The 20051-nt window shown below is 51.5% G+C and carries 14 protein-coding genes; 9 read left to right on the forward strand and 5 right to left on the reverse strand.

Annotated features, from left to right (window positions below):
- Positions 1-151: 151 nt before the first annotated feature.
- Together nadC and OI69_RS06780 are read right to left on the reverse strand one after the other, a co-directional pair.
- Positions 152-1042: a carboxylating nicotinate-nucleotide diphosphorylase gene (nadC, locus tag OI69_RS06775; protein WP_039347789.1), complete on the reverse strand. Its 891-nt coding sequence runs from the start codon at positions 1040-1042 to the stop codon at positions 152-154.
- 143 nt (positions 1043-1185) lie between these two features.
- A complete protein-coding gene (locus OI69_RS06780; protein ID WP_039347792.1) occupies positions 1186-2046 on the reverse strand; it encodes a nucleoside-specific channel-forming protein Tsx in 861 nt (286 codons plus the stop codon).
- Positions 2047-2478: 432 nt separating this feature from the next.
- Between OI69_RS06780 and ampD the strand changes: the two genes are divergently transcribed.
- The gene (gene ampD, locus OI69_RS06785) at positions 2479-3051 is read left to right on the forward strand and encodes a 1,6-anhydro-N-acetylmuramyl-L-alanine amidase AmpD (protein WP_039347795.1); all 573 of its coding nucleotides are present in this window, start codon (positions 2479-2481) and stop codon (positions 3049-3051) included.
- Positions 3051-3905, forward strand: coding sequence for a beta-lactamase regulator AmpE (gene ampE / locus OI69_RS06790; protein WP_039347798.1), 855 nt, complete (start codon positions 3051-3053; stop codon positions 3903-3905). The genes ampD and ampE overlap by 1 nt, the downstream gene beginning before the upstream one ends.
- Positions 3906-3983: 78 nt before the next feature.
- Here ampE and OI69_RS06795 read toward each other — a convergent pair whose 3' ends face one another.
- A complete protein-coding gene (locus OI69_RS06795; protein ID WP_039347801.1) occupies positions 3984-5342 on the reverse strand; it encodes an amino acid permease in 1359 nt (452 codons plus the stop codon).
- A gap of 671 nt (positions 5343-6013) precedes the next feature.
- Here OI69_RS06795 and pdhR point away from each other — a divergent pair.
- The 6 genes from pdhR (at position 6014) to OI69_RS06825 (ending at position 16757) form a co-directional block, all read left to right on the forward strand.
- The gene (gene pdhR / locus OI69_RS06800) at positions 6014-6778 is read left to right on the forward strand and encodes a pyruvate dehydrogenase complex transcriptional repressor PdhR (RefSeq protein ID WP_015841704.1); all 765 of its coding nucleotides are present in this window, start codon (positions 6014-6016) and stop codon (positions 6776-6778) included.
- A 143-nt stretch (positions 6779-6921) separates the two neighbouring features.
- Entirely contained in the window at positions 6922-9585 is a 2664-nt protein-coding gene (gene aceE, locus OI69_RS06805) for a pyruvate dehydrogenase (acetyl-transferring), homodimeric type (protein WP_039347804.1), read from the forward strand.
- A gap of 14 nt (positions 9586-9599) precedes the next feature.
- Positions 9600-11489, forward strand: a complete 1890-nt coding sequence (gene aceF, locus OI69_RS06810) for a pyruvate dehydrogenase complex dihydrolipoyllysine-residue acetyltransferase (RefSeq protein ID WP_039347807.1) — start codon at positions 9600-9602, stop codon at positions 11487-11489.
- A 359-nt stretch (positions 11490-11848) separates the two neighbouring features.
- Positions 11849-13273, forward strand: a complete 1425-nt coding sequence (gene lpdA, locus OI69_RS06815; RefSeq protein ID WP_039347811.1) for a dihydrolipoyl dehydrogenase — start codon at positions 11849-11851, stop codon at positions 13271-13273.
- Between the two features lie 227 nt (positions 13274-13500).
- The gene (locus tag OI69_RS06820) at positions 13501-15408 is read left to right on the forward strand and encodes a rhamnogalacturonan lyase (RefSeq protein WP_039347814.1); all 1908 of its coding nucleotides are present in this window, start codon (positions 13501-13503) and stop codon (positions 15406-15408) included.
- Between the two features lie 161 nt (positions 15409-15569).
- The gene (locus OI69_RS06825) at positions 15570-16757 is read left to right on the forward strand and encodes a dienelactone hydrolase family protein (RefSeq protein WP_039347851.1); all 1188 of its coding nucleotides are present in this window, start codon (positions 15570-15572) and stop codon (positions 16755-16757) included.
- A 30-nt stretch (positions 16758-16787) separates the two neighbouring features.
- Here OI69_RS06825 and OI69_RS06830 read toward each other — a convergent pair whose 3' ends face one another.
- Both OI69_RS06830 and OI69_RS06835 read right to left on the reverse strand, forming a co-directional pair.
- Complete coding sequence (locus tag OI69_RS06830; protein WP_039347817.1) at positions 16788-18116, reverse strand: MmgE/PrpD family protein; 1329 nt, start codon at positions 18114-18116, stop codon at positions 16788-16790.
- A 108-nt stretch (positions 18117-18224) separates the two neighbouring features.
- The gene (locus OI69_RS06835; RefSeq protein WP_039347819.1) at positions 18225-19208 is read right to left on the reverse strand and encodes a helix-turn-helix transcriptional regulator; all 984 of its coding nucleotides are present in this window, start codon (positions 19206-19208) and stop codon (positions 18225-18227) included.
- 424 nt (positions 19209-19632) lie between these two features.
- Here OI69_RS06835 and OI69_RS06840 point away from each other — a divergent pair.
- The coding region (locus OI69_RS06840; RefSeq protein ID WP_039347824.1) for a TonB-dependent receptor plug domain-containing protein at positions 19633-20051 on the forward strand (419 nt) is incomplete at its 3' end.

The raw sequence follows: 20051 nt of genomic DNA on the forward strand, positions 1-20051 counted from the left end.
GATTGAGAAATTTTTGCGGGCAGGTGCGCAATTTTCATTTTGTCAGGGTAGGCGGCGGGTGCGAGTTCGTTTTGTTGCGATGGAATGGAGAGTATGAGAGTCAATGGCGAGAACGAGGTGCGAGAAGGCACCTCGTCGGTAAAAAGAACGATTAGATAAAGCGCATGGATAAATCCAGCGCCTGCACATGCTTGGTCAAGGCGCCCACCGAGATATAGTCCACGCCGGTTTCCGCATAGCCACGCAGTGTGTCGAGGGTGACATTGCCGGATATTTCCAGCAGCGCACGGCCTTGGGTGAGGTTAACCGCTTCCCGGATGTTATCCAGACTAAAATTATCAAGCATGATGATATCTGCGTCAGCGTCTAGCGCCTGCTGTAATTCGTCCAGCGATTCGACTTCTACTTCAACCGGAACATCACTACGTAAAGACTGCGCTTTTTCTACTGCATTTTTGATGGAGCCTGCGGCGATGATATGGTTTTCCTTGATCAGGAAAGCATCGGATAAACCGAGACGATGATTGTCGCCGCCGCCGCAGGATACGGCGTATTTCAGCGCGGTTCTCAGGCCTGGCACTGTTTTACGCGTATCCAGCAGGCGGGTGCGTGTTCCCTGCAATACTGCGACATAGCGGCTGACTTCAGTCGCGACGCCAGACAGCGTTTGCAGAAAATTCAGTGCCGTGCGTTCGCCCGTCAGAAGCTGCTTAGCTGGCCCTGTGATATCGCATAGCGGCTGGTTAGGGACGATGGCATCGCCATCGGAGACATGCCAGACAATGGTTGTCGTTGTGCCCAGTTGAGTAAAGACTTCCTCAAGCCAGCGCGCCCCGCAAAATACTCCCGCTTCACGCGTGATAATGCGTGCGCTAACGGTTTCGTTGTCGGGTAACAGAAGCGCGGTAATATCTTGATTAGCATCGACAATGCCACCCAGATCTTCACGCAAGGCCAGTTGCACGCTGGCGGGGATATCTTGTGCAATTCGAGCGAGCAAGGTTTTTTGGCGTTGTTCCTGACTGTAGCGACGCGTTGACATGACAAAACTCCGAAGGGGGATTCGGAGGTCTATGCTACCTTGTTTATATCAGGACATCCAGAATGAATAATTGTTTAAATTCATAATGTTAATTGTATTACCCTTCCGGCGAGCATTCATCATCGCCAGAAGGGGACATGATTTTAGAAGTTGTAGCCGACGACCAGATAGTAGCCCCAACCGGTGGATTTCACTTCGAACGGACCTTTGCCGAAATTGAGTTCTGTGCCATCAGCCCATTGCCCGCCATTATGGAAATAACGTGCGACAAAGGAGTAATGCCAGTGGTCGTAGCCCAGTGCCAGAATATGGCTGGAGGCAATGGCGTTGTTGGTACGACTTGCATTCGATTTATCACGCAGTTCTGAACCAAAATCGAAATTGGTGAAGCTGATATACGAAATGTTGCCACCCAGTGCAGAACCCAGCGGGTAAGAGTATTTCACTTTTACGCGGTAGCCGTCCCATTCATTTTCGTTAGCCGCACCGTAGTTCTGCCATTGGTATTTGGCATAACCGTTCACAGAGAGAGACAGGTCGGTGCCAGTATCAATGTCGGTGCCTAAGCCCATGTACCAAGTGCTTTGACGTGAACCACTGTTGCGGCCCTGATCGTAAATCACGTTATTGGCGATGTACCATTCTTTAAACGGACCAACGCTCAGATCGGCTCCCGTCAGTTTATCGATGGAGAAGCGGGGTTCGATCTCGACAAACAGCGGAGAGCCTTTGTCCCAAATGCCGCGGCTGTCAGGATCGCCACCAAAAAACTTGGGTGCATCGGCGTAGCCGTAGAAATCGAACCAGTCTTTACGCGCAAATGCCTCATATTCCAGATAGGTTGTGCTGCTCAACTGCGGGCCAAAACGCGTGTGCGCGCTGCCGACGACGTTAACGCTCTGGTGCCACCAGTCGGAGAGGTACTCGGCTTTGTTGCTGTCGGCAAGGGCTGGCAGTGAGCATGACAGTGCGAGTAAGGCGCCTGCGGAGAAAGTTTTTTTCATCTTAAGTACCATCGTGTTAGACGTCATTTGCGTCGTGCGTAAGACCGTGGAATAAGTTTTTGTAATATCTAAAAAAATCAGAAGATAATTTTGCCGTGCATTTTAAGTGAAAATAGACTCAATGCACGAAAACGATTGCCTATTATTGCTCTATTACATTTATAGTGTGATGTGAATCACGTTTTTATGTTTGGATCGCATTTGGTCAAAGAGGGGGTTGAGAATGAATGCGGATAGGAAAGCGGTGGGAACATCACAAAACGAACGGCAAAATCGATTGATATTCGGTTGAATAGATAGGATGGCGTGAAACATGGTATCTTGGATACTAGGGTTTTTAGCTACCATGGTTTTTATGCCAGAAATGAGCTTTGACTCTCTAAGTTGATTTTTCGCCTGATGCCGCCGACAAACGATACGAGGTTATCGCCGATGCTTTTGGAAAATGGCTGGTTATCCGACATTACACGTACGCCTTCACCGCATTTTGATGGCCGCCCGAATAATGAGATTCCTTCCTTACTGGTCATCCATAATATCAGTTTGCCGCCCGGCGAGTTTGGCGGCCCGTATATTGACCAACTGTTTACGGCGACCTTGGATCCCACGGCGCATCCTTATTTCGCCGATATTTCTCATTTACGCGTCGCGGCACACTGCCTGATCCGCCGCGATGGACACATCACGCAGTATGTGTCTTTCGATCAGCGCGCCTGGCATGCTGGCGTTTCAGTGTTTGAAGGGCGTGAACGCTGTAATGATTTTTCCATTGGCATCGAGCTGGAAGGGACGGACACATTGCCTTTTACCACAGAGCAATATCATGCTCTGGCGGCGATCACCCTCTTATTAATGCAGGCCTATCCCATCACGCCGTCGCGCATTACCGGACACAGTGATATCGCTCCGGGCAGAAAAACCGATCCCGGCCCGGCATTTGACTGGGACGGCTATCATCGTCTGCTACAAGAAAACTGGACAGAGCAAAAAGGGAGTATGGAGTAATGACGCTGTTTACACTGTTGCTTACGCTGGCGTGGGAGCGCTTGTTCAAACAGGGAGAGCACTGGCAGATTGATCACCGGCTTGAGGTTATATTCCGGCACGTCCCATCCCCGTCTTTATTTCAAACGCTGTTTCTGACGCTGTGCAGCATGGGCATCGTGGCTGGCCTGTTGTGGCTAACGAGCGGCATTCTGTTCGGACTACTTTCTCTTTTGTTGTGGATTGTGATCAGCCTGATGTGTGTTGGTGCGGGAGAAATTCGTCAACACTATCGGCGTTATTTGCAGGCGGCGCAGCGCGGTGAGGCGGATGCTCGTCGAGAAATGGCGGCAGAGCTGGCGTTAATTCACGGTCTGCCCGTTGGTACGGGCGAAAGCGAGCAGTTGAAAGAGCTGCAAAACGCGCTGCTGTGGATAAATTTCCGCTTTTATTTGGCTCCTCTGTTCTGGTTTATCGCTGCCGGGCCATACGGGCCGATTGCGCTGATGGGGTATGCGTTTTTACGCGCCAGACAAACCTGGCTTGCCCGTCACCATACGCCGCTGGAGCGCGCGCAGTCTGGCGTTGATCGCTTGCTGCATTGGCTTGACTGGATCCCCGCTCGTTTGGTCGGTGCCGCTTACGCGTTGCTGGGGCACGGCGAAAAAGCGCTGCCCGCCTGGTTCGCCTCACTGGTGGATTCCCGCAGCTCGCCATACTGGGTGTTGACTCAGTTGGCACAATTTTCTCTGGCGCGTGAATCTCACATTGAGCCGGTAGAAACGCCGAAAGCGGCTGTGACGCTGGCGAAAAAGGTGACGTTAGTGCTGGTGGTGGTGGTCGCACTCCTGACGATATACGGTGCGCTGGTTTGATTTTCCACTGTTAGCCAGATATGAAAATGGCCGACACGCGTCGGCCATGAAAACGAAGGCGGTGAATGTGGAAATGTGTTACTTCGCCTGATTTTTCTTTTTGATCAAGTAGCCCGCAGCCAGAATAATCAGCCAAACCGGAATCAGCATGACGGAAATCTGAATGCCCGGCGTCAGGAACATGATGACCAGTATACCGGCAAGGAACAGCAGGCAGATGTAATTACCCAGCGGATAAAGCAGCGCTTTAAACTTGGTCGCCGTACCTTCTTTATCCTTTTGTGCACGGAACTTCAGATGCGCCAGACTGATCATCGCCCAGTTAATCACAAGTGCCGACACGACCAGCGCCATCAACAGTTCGAATGCTTTGCCGGGAATGAGGTAGTTGATCAGTACGCACAGCGCGGTTGCCAGCGCGGAGATACCAATAGCGACAACCGGTACGCCACGGCGATCGACGGTTTCCAGTACTTTCGGCCCATTCCCCTGCTTTGCCAGACCGAACAGCATGCGGCTATTACAATAGACGCAACTGTTATAAACCGATAGCGCTGCGGTCAGTACCACGATGTTCAACACCGTAGCCACGACGTTACTGTTCAGTTCATGGAAGATCATGACGAACGGGCTACCGCCTTCCACGACTTTGCCCCATGGGTAAAGTGACAGCAGGATAGCGAGTGAACCGATGTAGAAAATCAGGATGCGGTAGATAACCTGATTGGTCGCGCGTGGAATACTTTTCTCTGGCTCATCCGCTTCTGCGGCGGTAATTCCCACCAGTTCCAGACCGCCAAATGAGAACATGATAACGGCCATCGCCATCACCAAACCAAGTACACCATTCGGGAAGAAACCGCCCTGCGCCCACAGGTTGGTGACGGTGGCTTCCGGCCCGCCTGTACCGCTGAGCAGCAGCCAGCCACCGAAGACGATCATGCCAATAATTGCCGCGACTTTGATGATGGCAAACCAGAATTCCATCTCACCGTAGACTTTGACGTTCGCTAGATTGATGGCGTTAATCAGCAGGAAGAACACGGCAGCGGATACCCAGGTTGGGATGTCGGGCCACCAATACTGAACGTAAATCCCGACAGCGCTGAGTTCGGCCATGGCGACCAGAACATACAGCACCCAGTAGTTCCATCCCGATGCGAAGCCAGCGAAATCGCCCCAGTATTTATAAGCAAAGTGGCTGAACGATCCGGCTACCGGCTCTTCAACGACCATTTCGCCCAACTGGCGCATAATGAGAAACGCGATCAAACCGCCAATCGCATAGCCTAACAGGACCGATGGCCCAGCCATTTTGATTGTTTGCGCAATACCAAGAAAGAGGCCAGTACCTACCGCGCCACCCAAGGCAATCAACTGAATGTGACGGTTTTTCAAACCGCGTTTTAGCGTGCCGTCCGTTTGTTGATTATCCATCAAATTTAACCCTCTGCCAGTGCAAGTAAAAAACACGGTGTGAACGAACACGCGTATTATTTACTGTACGTTTGTGTAATTTTATTTTTACGGAGTAGTGGTTCTTAAAATAAGAAAATCGCTACCGTTTGCCAGAGAATAGTGGTAAGCACGCAAAATTGCACTGATTTCTTATCGTTTGATAATCAAAAACTATTGTGACATCAAAGTTTTCCCTTCTCATTTATTAAGACTCTCACTACCAGAAACCCGCCAAGGGGAACTGGAATGTGATACTCCCTTGGGGTTACTCCTTTTTATTGCTCTTTTATCCCAACGCTAAAATAGTGATTACCACGGTGTGCAACTACGGATTGCCATACTTTTTTATTGCGAATAAAAAGGATTATTTTTTGAATAAAAATTCATTATTTGTGCATTTAAACGGTTCAGCAATGCCTGCTTTACGTTTCAAAAAAGTTAAAATATAGACAGAGGGGATTAATGGTCATACCACAGGCGGGCTATCACTTTGCCGCAGGTTTCTCGTGCATTTGTTAAAATCTGGTGGGATTGGTGATTTAGCTCAAGGTCCTTATGGACAGAAGGTGAATACTTTGTTACTTTAGCGTCACGTTTTTTAAATTGGTATTACCAATTGACTCCGCGCCATTCGCAGAGAAGAATTCACTATGGCATACAGCAAGATCCGTCAGCCCAAACTGTCAGATGTGATTGAGCAGCAGCTAGAGTTTCTGATCCTTGAGGGAACCTTGCGCCCCGGCGAGAAGCTCCCACCGGAGCGCGAACTGGCAAAACAGTTCGATGTTTCCCGCCCTTCTCTGAGAGAAGCCATTCAACGCCTGGAAGCCAAAGGTCTCCTTTTGCGCCGTCAGGGTGGTGGTACCTTCGTTCAAGCTAATCTATGGCAAAGCGTCAGCGATCCGCTGGCAGAATTACTGAGCACACATCCCGAATCACAGTTCGATCTTCTGGAAACGCGTCATGCGCTGGAAGGCATTGCTGCCTACTACGCTGCGTTGCGTGGCACAGAGTCTGATCTGCAACGTATCCGGGATTGCCATGCCGTGATTGAGAAGGCGAGGGAAGCGGGCGATCTGAACGCCGAGTCGGAAGCCGTCATGCAGTATCAGGTTGCTGTCACAGAAGCCACGCATAATGTGGTGTTGCTGCATTTGGTACGCTGTATGGGGCCGATGCTTGAACAAAACGTGAGGCAGAATTTTGAGTTGCTTTATTTGAGCCGCGAAGTGTTGGCTCAGGTGAGCATTCATCGCGCCAGCATTTTTGAGGCGATTGTTGCCCGTGAGCCAGAGAAGGCGCGCGAAGCATCACACCGTCATCTGGCGTTTATTGAGGAAGTATTGCTGGATCTTAACCGGGAACATAGTCGACGCGAGAGATCGCTGCGTCGGCTCCAGCAACGCAAGGACTGAGCACCCGTATTTTTGGTGTTCTGAATGCGGTAATCACGACGATGAGCCTGTCTTCATGTGTTTTGCTTAGGAAGTAGGTCTGGGCAGAATGCAGGAAGACAGGCTCCAACAAACTAACTTATTAGAGAAGATAAGGAATAACCATGTCAGATCGTTTAAATAATGACGTGGATCCGATCGAAACCCGCGACTGGCTGCAGGCGATCGAATCGGTCATCCGTGAAGAGGGTGTTGAACGCGCCCAGTTCCTGATTGATCAGGTTCTGAGTGAAGCGCGTAAAGGCGGTGTCAGCGTGGCTGCTGGTACGGCTGCGCATCAATACATCAACACCATCGCAGTGGAAGACGAGCCGGAATACCCTGGTAATCTGGATCTGGAACGTCGTATTCGCTCAGCAATCCGCTGGAACGCGATCATGACGGTACTGCGTGCTTCGAAAAAAGATCTGGATCTGGGCGGCCACATGGCTTCTTTCCAGTCTTCCGCCACTTTCTATGAAGTGTGCTTTAACCACTTCTTCCGCGCTCGCACTGCGCAGGACGGCGGCGATCTGGTTTACTTCCAGGGCCACATTTCTCCGGGCGTTTACGCTCGTGCCTTCCTTGAAGGTCGTCTGACTGAAGATCAGATGAACAACTTCCGTCAGGAAGTTCACGGCAACGGTCTGTCTTCTTATCCGCACCCGAAACTGATGCCGGACTTCTGGCAGTTCCCGACCGTTTCTATGGGGCTGGGCCCGATTGGTGCCATCTATCAGGCTAAATTCCTGAAGTATCTGGAAAACCGTGGTCTGAAAGATACCTCTAAGCAAACCGTTTATGCCTTCCTGGGCGACGGTGAAATGGACGAGCCAGAATCTAAAGGCGCGATTACCATCGCGACCCGTGAGAAGCTGGACAACCTGGTATTTGTTATCAACTGTAACCTGCAACGTTTGGATGGTCCGGTTACGGGTAATGGTAAGATTATCAACGAGCTGGAAGGTATCTTCAGCGGCGCTGGCTGGGATGTGATTAAAGTCATGTGGGGCGACCGTTGGGACGAACTGCTGCGTAAAGATACCAGCGGTAAACTGATCCAATTGATGAACGAAACCGTTGACGGCGACTATCAGACGTTCAAATCCAAGAACGGTGCCTATGTGCGTGAGCACTTCTTCGGCAAATACCCAGAAACGGCTGAACTGGTTAAAGACTGGAGCGACGATCAGATTTGGTCTCTGAACCGTGGTGGTCACGATCCGAAGAAAGTCTATGCTGCACTGAAAAAAGCGCAGGATACCAAAGGCAAACCGACCGTTATTCTGGCGCATACCATTAAAGGTTATGGTATGGGCGATGCGGCTGAAGGTAAGAACATTGCTCACCAGGTTAAGAAAGTTAACATGGATGGCGTGCGTTACTTCCGTGACCGCTTCAACGTGCCTGTGTCGGATGCCGACATCGAAAAACTGCCATACATCACGTTCGATAAAGATTCTGCTGAATACAAATACCTGCACGAGCGTCGTCAGGCGCTGGGTGGCTACCTACCGTCTCGTCAACCAAACTTTGATGAGAAGCTGGAACTGCCAACGCTGGAAGATTTCAGCACCCTGCTGGAAGAGCAGAACAAAGAAATCTCTACCACTATCGCGTTTGTTCGTGCTCTGAACGTGATGTTGAAGAACCAATCGATCAAAGATCGTCTGGTTCCTATCATCGCTGACGAAGCGCGTACCTTTGGTATGGAAGGTCTGTTCCGCCAGATCGGTATTTATAGCCCGAAAGGCCAGCAGTACACCCCGCAGGACCGTGAGCAGGTTGCTTACTATAAAGAAGACCAGAAAGGTCAGATTCTGCAGGAAGGTATCAACGAGTTGGGCGCAGGGTCTTCCTGGCTGGCGGCGGCAACGTCTTACAGCACCAACAACCTGCCAATGATCCCGTTCTACATCTACTACTCCATGTTTGGTTTCCAACGTATCGGCGACCTGTGCTGGGCAGCGGGTGACCAACAGGCGCGTGGCTTCCTGATCGGTGGTACTTCAGGCCGTACGACGCTGAACGGCGAAGGTCTGCAACACGAAGATGGTCACAGCCACATTCAGTCGCTGACTATCCCGAACTGTATCTCCTACGATCCAGCATTCGCCTATGAAGTCGCGGTGATCATGCATGATGGTCTGCACCGTATGTACGGTGAAGCGCAGGAAAACATTTACTACTACATCACCACGCTGAACGAAAACTACCACATGCCTGCGATGCCGCAGGGTGCGGAAGAAGGTATCCGTAAGGGTATCTACAAGCTGGAAACGGTGGAAGGTAGCAAAGGTAAAGTTCAACTGCTGGGTTCAGGCTCTATCCTGCGTCACGTACGTGAAGCGGCGCAGATTCTGGCGAAAGACTACGGCGTGGGTTCTGACGTATTCAGCGTCACTTCCTTCACTGAACTGGCGCGTGATGGCCAGGATTGTGAGCGTTGGAACATGCTGCATCCGACCGACGCACCACGCGTTCCTTATGTGGCTCAGGTACTGAGCGACGCGCCAGCGGTTGCATCGACTGACTACATGAAGCTGTTTGCTGAGCAAATCCGTAACTTCGTCCCTGCCAGCGATTACCGCGTACTGGGTACTGACGGTTTCGGTCGTTCTGACAGCCGTGAGAACCTGCGTCACCACTTTGAAGTGGATGCGTCTTACGTTGTGGTTGCGGCTCTGGGTGAACTGGCTAAACGCGGTGAAATCGATAAGAAAGTGGTTGCTGATGCCATCACTAAATTCAACATCGATGCAGATAAAGTTAACCCGCGTCTGGCATAAGAGGTAAAGATTACATGGCTATCGAAATCAACGTACCGGACATCGGTGCAGATGAAGTTGAAGTCACCGAAGTGCTGGTGAAGGTTGGCGATAAAGTTGAAGCTGAACAGTCGCTGATCACGGTTGAAGGTGATAAGGCTTCTATGGAAGTCCCTTCTCCGCAGGCGGGTGTCGTGAAAGAGATTAAAGTCTCTGTCGGTGACAAAGTTGAAACTGGCAAACTGATCATGATTTTCGATTCCGCCGACGGTGCTGCTGATGCAGCACCTGCCAAGGCAGAAGAGAAGAAAGAAGCCGCTCCGGCTGCCGCACCCGCAGCAGCGGCAGCGAAAGACGTGAGCGTGCCGGATATCGGCGGTGACGAAGTGGAAGTCACCGAAGTACTGGTTAAAGTAGGCGACACCGTTGCGGCTGAACAATCGCTGATCACCGTAGAAGGCGACAAAGCTTCTATGGAAGTCCCGGCACCTTTCGCGGGTACGGTTAAAGAGATCAAAATCAGCACCGGCGATAAAGTTTCTACCGGTTCTCTGATCATGGTATTCGAAGTGGCGGGTGCGGCACCTGCTGCCGCGCCAGCACAGGCTGCTGTTCCAGCAGCCACTGCGCCAGCGGCCTCTGGTGCGAAAGACGTCAACGTACCGGATATCGGCGGCGACGAAGTGGAAGTCACTGAAGTGATGGTGAAAGTTGGCGATAAAATCGCGGCTGAACAATCACTGATCACCGTTGAAGGCGATAAGGCTTCAATGGAAGTGCCAGCACCATTCGCGGGTACGGTTAAAGAAATCAAAATCAGCACCGGTGATAAAGTGAAAACCGGCTCACTGATCATGGTCTTCGAAGTGGAAGGCGCGGCACCTGCTGCTGCTCCAGCTCCGGCTGCCAAGCAAGACGCAGCGGCACCGGCTCCAGCGGCGAAACCTGCTGCTGCACCGGCTGCGAAAGCGGAAGGCAAGAGCGAATTCGCTGAGAACGACGCATACGTTCACGCCACGCCGGTTATCCGTCGTCTGGCTCGTGAATTCGGCGTGAATCTGGCGAAAGTGAAGGGGTCTGGTCGTAAAGGCCGTATCCTGCGCGAAGACGTTCAGGCTTACGTGAAAGATGCCGTGAAACGTGCTGAGTCTGCGCCTGCCGCTGCTACTGGTGGTTCTCTGCCAGGCCTGCTGCCGTGGCCGAAAGTCGATTTCAGCAAGTTTGGTGAAGTGGAAGAAGTGGAATTGGGTCGTATCCAGAAAATCTCTGGTGCCAACCTGAGCCGTAACTGGGTGGTGATCCCGCATGTTACGCACTTTGATAAAACCGACATCACTGAGCTGGAAGCGTTCCGCAAACAGCAGAACGTGGAAGCGGAGAAGCGCAGACTGGACGTGAAAATCACCCCAGTTGTCTTCATCATGAAAGCCGTTGCTGCTGCGCTTGAGCAAATGCCACGCTTCAACAGTTCGCTGTCTGAAGATGCTCAACGCCTGACGCTGAAGAAATACATCAACATCGGTGTTGCGGTTGATACCCCGAATGGTCTGGTGGTTCCGGTGTTCAAAGATGTGAACAAGAAAGGCATCATTGAACTGTCTCGCGAACTGATGGCGATCTCCAAGAAAGCCCGTGACGGTAAGTTGACGGCTGGCGAAATGCAGGGCGGATGCTTCACCATCTCCAGCCTGGGCGGTATCGGGACTACGCACTTTGCGCCGATCGTCAACGCACCGGAAGTCGCTATTCTGGGTGTGTCCAAGTCTGCGATGGAACCGGTCTGGAATGGTAAAGAGTTCACTCCGCGTCTGATGATGCCGATGTCTCTGTCCTTCGACCACCGTGTCATTGACGGTGCTGATGGTGCGCGCTTCATTACCATCATTAACAACACGTTGTCTGACATCCGCCGTCTGGTGATGTAATCGAAAAGCCGGCCTGACGGCCTAATGCTGTTCACTTAAGTGTGGATGTAGGGGGAAACACGGTGATGAAGTTCCCGCAAGGATACCTCGCACCGTGGTCGCCCCCGGTATCTCAATCTTTAAACGATCGGCATTAGCCTGACGGCCGGCTTTTTTCTGATAAGCTGCTATTTGTTACAGCAATCAGTGATCAAGGACAAATCGTTAGTCGCTTGTTGTTTCAAAATTGTTAACGATTTTGTAAACTACAGCGGCAAAGACACGTCCCGGTGGAAGAGGGCGTTATTAAAAATGCACCTGATCGTAATGATGACGGGTGTGACGTCACAGACCCGCCGGAAATCAATTAAGAGGTCATGATGAGTACTGAAATTAAAGCTCAGGTAGTGGTACTTGGTGCCGGCCCCGCGGGTTACTCTGCTGCATTCCGCGCGGCGGATTTGGGTCTGGAAACCGTACTGGTAGAGCGCTACTCCACGCTGGGTGGGGTGTGTCTGAATGTCGGTTGTATTCCTTCCAAAGCCCTGCTGCACGTTGCTAAAGTCATTGAAGAAGCCAAAGCGCTGGCAGAACACGGTATCGTGTTCGGTGAACCGAAAACCGACATTGATAAAATTCGTCTGTGGAAAGAAAAAGTCATCACCCAACTGACTGGTGGTCTGGCTGGCATGGCGAAAGGCCGTAAAGTTAAAGTGGTTAACGGTCTGGGTAAATTCACCGGTGCCAACACGTTGGAAGTTGACGGTGAAAATGGCAAAACGACGATTACCTTCGATAACGCGATTATCGCTGCGGGTTCACGTCCAATCCAACTGCCTTTCATTCCTCATGATGACCCGCGCGTATGGGATTCTACCGATGCACTAGAGCTGAAAAGCGTCCCTGGACGTCTGTTAGTCATGGGCGGCGGTATCATCGGCCTGGAAATGGGGACGGTTTACCATGCTCTGGGTTCACAGATCGACGTGGTTGAAATGTTCGATCAAGTGATTCCGGCTGCTGACAAAGATGTCGTTAAGGTCTTCACCAAGCGTATCAGCAAGCAGTTCAACCTGATGCTGGAAACCAAAGTGACGGCGGTAGAAGCCAAAGAAGACGGCATCTATGTGACGATGGAAGGTAAAAAAGCGCCAGCCGAACCACAGCGTTACGACGCGGTTCTGGTGGCTATCGGCCGGGTGCCGAACGGTAAAAATCTGGATGCTGGCAAAGCGGGCGTAGAAGTTGACGATCGCGGTTTCATCCACGTTGATAAGCAAATGCGCACCAACGTGCCGCACATCTACGCTATCGGCGACATCGTCGGTCAGCCGATGCTGGCGCACAAAGGCGTGCATGAAGGCCACGTTGCTGCCGAAGTCATTTCCGGTAAGAAACACTATTTCGATCCGAAAGTGATTCCTTCTATTGCCTATACCGAACCGGAAGTGGCATGGGTGGGGCTGACCGAGAAAGAAGCGAAAGAAAAAGGCATCAGCTACGAAACCGCGATCTTCCCATGGGCAGCGTCTGGCCGTGCTATCGCATCTGACTGTGCTGATGGTATGACCAAACTGATTTTCGACAAAGAAACGCACCGTGTTATCGGTGGGGCGATTGTCGGTACTAACGGTGGTGAACTGTTAGGCGAAATCGGTCTGGCGATCGAAATGGGCTGTGATGCGGAAGACATCGCGCTGACCATCCATGCGCACCCAACGCTGCATGAATCCGTTGGCCTGGCCGCTGAAATCTTTGAAGGCAGCATCACTGACCTGCCGAACCCGAAAGCGAAAAAGAAGTAACTTCCCTCGCGTTGACTTGTGTGAATCCGGCCCTTAGTGGGCCGGATTTTTTGTTTTTAGGAATTTTCCCATAACAGCATGTTTGCGTACTAATTAGCCATTCACGTAATGATTTTTCATCCTGTTTTTATGATTGCCTTAGATTAGATTGAACTAACCTGATATCGCACTTTGGAGGTTATTTCTTTTTTATCAAAGATATCAGTCATATTAATCAAGGAGAGAAAATGGAACGTCATTCGTACGTGAAATCGCGCTTGAACGTGATTTCTTTTGCTTTTTTAGCCACGTTAATGACTTGCGGGCAAGGAATATTTACGACACAAGCTTATGCTGCAAGCAAGCAGGTCGAGGCGCTCGATCGTGGTTTGTTTGCATTCAAGAAAACAAATTATGTCTTCTTAAGCTGGCGGCTATTTGCCACCGATCCTGAAAATATCGCCTTTAATATTTATCGTGATGGTCAGCGCGTTAATACTTCCCCACTGAGCACCAGCACCAATTTCATTGATCCTAATGGCAAAGCCGATTCTGTTTATTCAATCCGTCCCGTTATCAATGGCGTTGAAGGTGCGGCGGATGTGGCGAAAGGTGTATTGAGTGGCAAGCGTTATCAATCGATTCCTTTAAATAAACCCGCTGATGGGGTTACGCCTGACGGTGAGGTGTATACCTACAAAGTGAACGATGGTTCTGTAGGGGATTTGGATGGCGATAAAGAATACGAATATCTAATCAAGTGGGAACCCAGCAACGCAACAGATAACGCCCTTCCTGGCTACACTGGTAACGTTTATATCGATGCCTATAAACAGGATGGAACCCGCTTGTGGCGGATTGATTTAGGGAAAAACCTCAGAGCAGGCCCCCATTACAATGATTTCGTTGTGTATGATCTGGATGGCGATGGTAAGGCGGAGGTCATGCTGAAAACCGCTGATGGCACAGTAGATGGAACCGGAACGGTAATCGGTAATGGTGATGCCGATTACCGTAATACCAGAGGTCGTATTCTCACTGGCCCGGAATATATGACGGTCTTTAATGGCGCAACCGGGAAAGCAATGGCAACGGTAGATTATTCTCCTGAGCGCGGCGATGTATGCGGGTGGGGAGATTGTTATGGCAACCGCGTTGACCGTTTTCTGGCTGGGGTCGCTTATCTGGATGGTGAGCGCCCTAGCGCAGTGTTCTCACGCGGTTATTATGGCCGGGCCGTGGTAGTGGCATGGGACTGGCGTGATGGCAAGCTGACGCAGCGTTGGACATATGACAGCGGAACGTCGGGTGATACGTTGAACACGGCCTATGGTCAAGGTGCGCATCATTTTCGCACAGGCGATGCTGATGGCGATGGAAAAGACGATATCATCTTTGGCGCCGCAACGATTGGTAGCGACGGTAAGCTATTGAATTCGACAGGTCTGGGCCATGGTGATGCGTTACATTTTGGCGTTCTTGATCCTTCGCGTGAAGGTAAACAAGTCTTTATGGTGCATGAAAGCGCGAAACAGTACGGCAAGAACGCGATGGAAATGCATGATGCTGCTACAGGCGAGATCCTCTGGGGGTACAGTAACGGTTCGGGTGGTGATAACGGACGCGGTGTCTGTATGGATATCGATCCCGCTTATTTGGGAGTGGAATGCTGGTCTTCACAGGGAGGATTGTTCAACGTGAAAGGCGAGCAGATCTCCGATAAGAAACCATCACACATCAATTTTGGTATCTGGTGGGACGGCGACCTATTACGTGAAACATGGGATCGGGCGGTGATTGATAAGTGGATGCCAGCTAAGCCTGGCCCGAGTCGGCTGTTTAGTGCCTATACCTATAATTCAGGGACGTGGATAAACGGGACGAAATCGACGCCGGTTCTGAGTGCCGATCTGTTTGGCGACTGGCGCGAGGAGTTCATTATTCCCAAGTATGATAATAGTGAACTCCAGATTTTCAGTACTATTTCAGAAACAGAATACCGCATGCCAACGCTGATGCACGATACATCTTATCGGACACAAGTCGCGGGTCAGAATGCGGGATACAATCAACCGCCACATACCAGCTTTTACCTGGGTGATGGCATGACGCTTCCTGTTAAATGGGAAAGTGTCTACACCGCACCGAAGAAGTAATCTCTCATCGGCACGATCGCGATCGTGCCGATTTTCCTGCAACGTATAGCGTTATTTTTTCGGGGCGCTTCGCAGAATACGTCTTCTATCCGTTTATTTTTATCGGTATCCATTACAATCAAACTTCAAAAAAGAAACGATGTTTTGTTTTTGAGGTGATGATGAATCTTAATGCCTTACGCACCTTTGTCTGGCTACTCACGGCTTTGCTGGCGAGTCCTTCACTGATGGCGAACGATATGAACCCGACTCTTCAATCTGCGACAAATCAGGCAGTGACGGATGAAGGGCTTCCTTCATTTTATCCGCAGTTGAAACAGCAGATGACCTACTCCGATTCCTGGCTTTCCGGGCATTTTACGGATTTTAGCCAGTGGCAATCTCAAGCGAGAAAAACGCTACGCTCACTGCTTTTGACGCCGGATTCCACCATAGATTTCGCACCACAAGCGATTGAAAAACAAGATCGTGGTAGCTATATGGCGGAAAAAATCGCCTTCAATCTGACTGATGAAAGCCGCGTAGACGCGTTACTCCTGACGCCAAAAAGCACAGGGCCGCATCCGGCGGTGATCCTGCTGCACGATCACGGCGCGAAGTTTGATATCGGCAAAGAGAAGATGATCAAGCCGTGGGGCAATGACGAGCAGCTTGCGTCTGCACAGGCGTGGGCTGATAAGTTTTTCACCGGCCGTTTTGTGGGCGATGAACTGGCGAAACGGGGCTATGTCGTGCTGGCAGTGGATGCGTTAGGCTGGAGCGCACGCGGGCCGATCAAATATGAACAGCAACAGGCGCTGGCGAGCAATTTCTTTAATCTGGGGCGTTCGCTTGCGGGGCAGATGGCTTACGAAGATATACGGGCGACGGATTTTCTGGCCTCGCTTGATCAGGTCGATAAGCAACATATCGGCGTTGTCGGTTTTTCGATGGGAGCCTATCGCGCCTGGCAGCTTGCGGCGCTGTCTGACAAGGTGGCGGCAACGGCGGCGGTGTCCTGGATTGGCACCTACGACGGCCTGATGACGCCGGGTAACAATGTGCTGAGAGGGCAGTCGGCTTTCTATATGCTGCATCCGGGGTTATCGACACGCTTTGATTTCCCTGATGTGGCGAGCGTCGCGGCACCGAAGCCGATGCTGTTATTTAACGGTGGCAAAGACAAACTGTTCCCGACGAAATCGGTTGAAGAGGCCTACGCCAAGATGCACAAGGTGTGGCAATCCCAGCAGGCTGAAAGCAAGCTGCAAACCAAAATTTGGCCTGAACTGGGACATGTTTTCTATCAGGAACAGCAGGAAGAGGTGTTTCGCTTTCTGGATCACTGGCTAAAGCCCGCATCCCGTTAAAGCCAGCATCTTGTTAAAATCAATATGTTGTTAAAACAGCAGCCCAAGCAAATAGTGCAGATCGCCTTTCTGCCGTAATGTGCAACGGTCTGCAATCTGGTCGCTGTCGAGGTGCGTCAACGAACCGAGGGTTTGGCGCAGCTTGACACGCAGATCGGTTGGGCGCGCCGAGGTTTCCTGACGTGTGGTGCGTTGGATTAACGTGCTGCCGTTGCGCAGGTGCAGTGTCACCTCATGAAAGCGTGCCTCCGGGTCAAGCTCATCGGGTGGCGCGGTTTCATCGGCACGGCGTATAACGCGATTCGCCAGCGCGGCGATGGCGGTTTCAACGGGGGCTTCCGAAAAATGCGCCAGCTTCAATTCCCCTTCGATGAGCGCTGCCGCAATCACATATTCCAGACTGAACCGTGCCTCTACGCCGTTTGTCGCGTTACGGATAAAGGGCGCAACGTCTCCACCCGGCGGGAAGGTCACCGTGATACGTTCGATGGCGTCGGCCAGATCGGCATTCGCACCGTTCTGCTGATGCCACTGTTCCCGCAACGCAAACGCCGCCTCGGCGGCACTGTGGGTGCCACCACAGGTTGGGTAACGTTTGAATTCCAGACCGGGAGAAAGGATGCGCCATGGTGCTCCCCAGTTTTCCACCAGTAGCTCTGGTTGGTGTTTTTGATCGCCGTGCGCGGCAAGAAATGCCTCAATGACCTGCTTCTCGTTGCCCTCAAAGCCCGCTAAGACCAGCTTGACGGCGGTGAGTCCCGCTCTGGCGGCAAGCCCTGCGTGTAGCGGTTTGACCGCTGAACCAAACTGCGCCCGCAGCCCTGCTGCCTGTGTGGCGGCTAAGCCAAGAATAGTTCGAGTCTGTTCCACCGAGGCATTCGCCAGACGCGCCGTAGCGGCGGCAGCGGCGATCGCACCGAGCGTGGCGGTATTGTGGTAACCGAGACTGTAATGACGTGGGCCGCATGCCAATCCTATTCTTCCCGCGGTTTCTACACCCATCACGTATGCCGTCAAAAACGCGTCTTCCGTCACGGATGAGTCTTCTGCGGCAAGGGCAAACAGCGCGGGTAAAATAACGGTGCTGGGATGGCCGCGAAACGCCGGATGGTAATCATCAAAATCCAGTACGTGACCGGCATATCCCAGGAGCAGGCTACGCGTCAGGCAGTCCGTGCCGCTGAACACCTGTTTTAATGGAGTGAACCCACTATCGTCAATCGCTCCTTGTGTGAGGGGGAGGGCGGTAGAGATGAAATCGGTCACCCCGTCACGAGCGGCATCAATCGCTTCCTGAGTGGGTTCGCTATGGATAATGTGGTGGGCAAGCGTTGCGGTGATATCAGTCTGATTGGTCATGGGTCGTCATGTGTGCTGGCAGAAAAACCTAATTTACTGCGCATGGTTAAATGGTAATTAATAACCAAAAGGAATAATAAATTCCATTTGGTTATTAGTGATTCAGCATCAGAAGCGGTCTTTTAGCTGCCCCGGCGTAATACCGAATGCGCGTCGCAGTGCGGTGGCAAAGTTGGCTGGGCTATTGTAACCCGCAATGCTGGCTGCTTGCGCAATGCCGATACCGTCTTTCTGTAAGGCCAGCATCGCACGTTGCAGGCGACAATTACGCAGGTATTCAAAAACGCTCATATTAAACGTCTGACGAAAATGACGCTGCAATGTACTTTCGCTCATGTTGACGCTTTTGGCGATTTCACTCATCGACAGATGGTCAGCGCTGCCGCTTTCCAGCATATCTCTGATTTGTTGAATACGATGGTAGCCACGCAGGGTGACTCCGCTGCTTTTCTCCTGCGCCACGCTGGCGGTTAATGACGTCAACGCTTCAATAATCAGGCTCATACACTGTGTTTCCAGATAAAGACGCTGGAGCGGCGTTTGGCAAGGTGCCGCATTCAACGTTTGCAAGGCAATCGCCAGCGCCTGTCGCGATGGTGTCCACAGATGTGTCGCCAGATGGGTTTGTGTGAAATCGTGGATGGCCTGCCAGTTGCCAACGGTGTCCATCATGTTGCCGTACAACCATTCTCTGTCGAACGTCAGCGTAATTGTCCTTTCAAATTCATCACGCTTGCCGATGCGAGTAAACATTGTCGGTTCCGTCAGCGCAATCAGCGAGGCGGGCTGGCTCTCCCCCAGATGTAGCGCCTGATGGCCAAATGAGATATGCGCATTGCCGCTCACCACGATGGCGAGTTTGATTGCATCATCCAGCAGGTTTTGGGTTTTCATATTGTGACGATTAATCACATCGGCGGTATGCAGGATCAGATGCGGATTGAGCTGTACGACAGTGAATGACCCAAAGAGCACTGGCGTATTATCGATAAGACGCGGGCCGATAAAACGGTAATTATTCGCGACCAGACTCGATTGCTGAACGATGTGATCTTTATAGATCGGCTTTGATGACTGAGTGAAGCTGCGCATGTGATTACCTACCTGATTAAACCCTTCGATCTGCGCCTTCCATTTTGATGCTTTGGCAAAACATTTTGCTGCTAGAGCAAACCCCGTCCTGAATGACAAATGTAACAATGACCGCGCCAAAATGGTAATGCAAATACTTCTCAATAGCATTTTTCGTTGAGGACGTCACATTGCACGATAAAGACATTTTCCATTTCCGGCAATGCGGAGAAAAGGGCTGATTGATTACACACCGTATTTCATAACAACACGACGTGATGCTCATTGGCATGACGCTTCTCTCCCGATAACCGCCACGTTTGCGCGTTTTATCTCCGCCGTTATTCAGCGTTTTGCTGATTGTCGTTAGGTGTCGCTGTACCGGCTGCGATGTTGTTCCTTTTTCAGGCTACTTACTCATTTCTTATAGGGCAGGATAATTTTGATGAAACTACCACAATCGCGTCGTTATCTGGCGACGCTCATTGGCGTTAGCTGCGGGATGACGTCGTTTCTGAGTACAGCGCAGACGTCGACGATTCCGTCAACAGAACCTGCCCCTCAGGTGCAGAATCAGGCTGAAAGTACCACGTCGGGCGATACGATGGTGGTGACGGCGGCAGAGCAGACCCGTCAGGCTCCGGGCGTGTCAGTGATTACGGCTGAGGATATCAGCAAGCGTCCACCGGCTAACGATTTGTCAGAACTGATTCGCACGATGCCGGGCGTCAATTTGTCCGGTAACTCCACCAGCGGCCAGCGTGGTAATAATCGCCAGATCGATATCCGCGGCATGGGACCAGAAAACACGCTGATTCTGGTGGATGGCAAACCGGTGTCGAGCCGTACGGCCGTACGCTACGG

This window comes from Pectobacterium fontis, from assembly GCF_000803215.1.
Classification (GTDB): Bacteria; Pseudomonadota; Gammaproteobacteria; order Enterobacterales; family Enterobacteriaceae; genus Pectobacterium; species Pectobacterium fontis.